This window comes from Falsiroseomonas sp. RANM36, assembly GCF_056682175.1.
The window spans coordinates 660,545-662,646 of the sequence record NZ_JBWXTD010000003.1 but is presented as its reverse complement, the minus strand read 5'-3'; the positions used below and the strand labels follow the sequence as shown (position 1 = coordinate 662,646).

The following is a 2,102-nucleotide window of genomic DNA, read 5'->3' as shown; positions in this document are numbered from 1 at the left end:
GTCCGGCGCGCGGGCCGCGGCCGCGGCCGCGCGCGAGCGTGCGGGGGCGATGGGCGAGCTGCTGGGCGCGCGCATGCAGCAGCGCTCCGGCGTGGATGTGGACCGCGAGGTGGCGGCGATGGTGGAGCTGCAGAACGCCTACACCATCAATGCGCGCGTGATCGCCACGGTGCAGGCGATGTGGGACGCGCTGCTCGGGTCGGTGCGGTGATCCGGGCGGGGGAGATCCATCCATGGCGATGATCACGACCTTGGGCGGCATGGCGCTCGACCAGATCCGGCTGCGGCAAGAGCTGGGGGTGATGACCCGTCAGGTCGCCACCGGCTTCGTCGGCCAGGCGCATGGCGACCTGGGCACGGAGGCGCGCCGCGCGATCAGCCTGCGCGGCGAGATCGCGCGGCGCGAGGCCTATGTCGGCGCCGCCGACACCGCGCTGGCGCGGATGGACATGACGCAGGAGGTGCTGGCCCGGCTGGAAGGCATCGCCTCGGAGATGACGGCGGAAGCGCAGCGCGCGCGCACCTTCGGCACTTCGGGCGTCGAGACGCTGGCGCGCCGGGCGCGATCGGTGCTGGAGGAAGCCGCGGGCCTGCTCAACACGCGCCATGACGGCGACTATCTCTTCTCGGGCACCGACCTCGGCGGCATCCCGGTGCCGGACGATGCGGCGATCGCGACCGGCGCGATGGCCACCGCCATCGCCGCCTCGGTCGCGACGCTCACGCCCGGGAACGCCGCCGCCGTGCTGGCCGACACAGCGCTGATCGCAAGCGACCCGCTGACCCGCCCCTTCAGCGCGCATCTGGAAGGCCCCGCGCTGACCGAGCCGCGCCGTGCGCTGCAGCTCGCGGACGGGGAGCGCGTGGAATGGGGCGTGCTGGCCAGCCAGGACCAGGCCGGCGCCGTCGGCGCGTCCTGGGGGCGGGAACTGCTGCGCGGCCTGGCGACGCTCGCCGCGCTCACCCCGGCCTCCGCCGCGCAGGTCGGCGGCTACGACGCGCTGCTGGCCGGCGTTGCGGGCGGCCTCTCGGGCGCGACGCGCGGGCTCGCGCAGGAGCGCAGCGCGCTCGGCGCGGCGGAGCAGCGGGTGGAGCAGGGGAGGGAGCGGCACGAGACCCTGCTGGTCGCGCTGCGCGGACAGCTCGGCGGGATCGAGGAGGTGGACCTCGCCGCCGTCTCCGCGGCGCTTCGCCAGACGGAGCTGAGGCTGCAGGCCTCCTACGAGGCGACGGCGACGCTGGCGCGGCTCTCGCTCGCCGCGCTGTTGCGCTGACGGCCTTCAGCACCGGTTAAGCCGCCGCGGTGCAGGATGTGCCGTGCATCGCGGCGAGACTGTGCGCCGCGGCATCTCCCGAGGATCGGGCACGCGGCGGTTCCGCGTGGCGGCGAAGATCGCGCAGTCGCCGGCAAAGGCCGGCTGCCGGCAGGGCGGCTTCCCCCCGCTGCCCCGCCGACAGGTTGGGAGAGTGGCATGTCCACACTGGTGCTCGAATTGCGGGCGGGCGACCTGCTGGTCGTCAACGGCGCCTCGCTGCGCTTCCGCAGCCGCACGCGGGTGGAGCTGGTGGCGCGGGCGCGCTTCCTGTTCGGCAAGCAGGTGATGTCGCCGGAGGCGGCGAACACGCCGGCGCGGCGCATCTACTTCGCGCTGCAATGCGCCTATGTCGGGCCGGAGGAGGAACGCGAGCCGGCGATGGCCGACGCGCACCGCCTGGTCGCCGAATTCCAGGAGGCGACGACCTCCAACATGGCGCGCCAGCTGCTGGAGCGCGCGCTGGCGCTGGCCGAGCAGGACGAATGGTACCAGGCGCTGCGCCTGGTGCGCCATGTGATGCGCCACGAGGCGACGGTTCTGGGGCTCGACCCGCAGACTGGCCTGGCGCTGCCGCCGGGCCTGGCCGCGGGCGCACCCGCGATGCCCGGGCCGGCGCTGCACCACGCGGCGCAATGAGGTTTTCCGCCCTGCCTTCACGCTTCCTTCACCGCGCGAAGGCAGGATGACTCCGCGGCGCCGCGCCGGGCGCCGCCTCCCGGGGGGGGCCGGGGCCCCCCCCCCCCCCCCCCCGGCGGCCAGCCCCCCGGCCCCACCCCGGCACCCGGC

The 2,102-nt window shown here is 75.4% G+C and carries 3 protein-coding genes; all 3 read left to right on the top strand.

All coding sequences use genetic code 11. The features are described from left to right. Positions 1-211, top strand: a 211-nt coding sequence (locus AC1MIR_RS07960) for a flagellar basal body rod C-terminal domain-containing protein (protein WP_480027639.1), incomplete at its 5' end; no start/stop codon positions are given. Positions 212-233: 22 nt separating this feature from the next. Then, entirely contained in the window at positions 234-1,274 is a 1,041-nt protein-coding gene (locus AC1MIR_RS07955) for a flagellin (protein WP_480027638.1), read from the top strand. A gap of 198 nt (positions 1,275-1,472) precedes the next feature. Further along, positions 1,473-1,952, top strand: a complete 480-nt coding sequence (locus AC1MIR_RS07950; protein WP_480027637.1) for a flagellar biosynthesis repressor FlbT — start codon at positions 1,473-1,475, stop codon at positions 1,950-1,952. Positions 1,953-2,102: the final 150 nt, after the last annotated feature.

What these genes read in the sequence shown, in the direction of transcription:
- AC1MIR_RS07955 (WP_480027638.1), top strand. Translation starts at nt 234, where the DNA reads ATGGCGATGATCACGACCTTGGGCGGCATGGCGCTCGACCAGATCCGG.
- AC1MIR_RS07950 (WP_480027637.1), top strand. Translation starts at nt 1,473, where the DNA reads ATGTCCACACTGGTGCTCGAATTGCGGGCGGGCGACCTGCTGGTCGTC.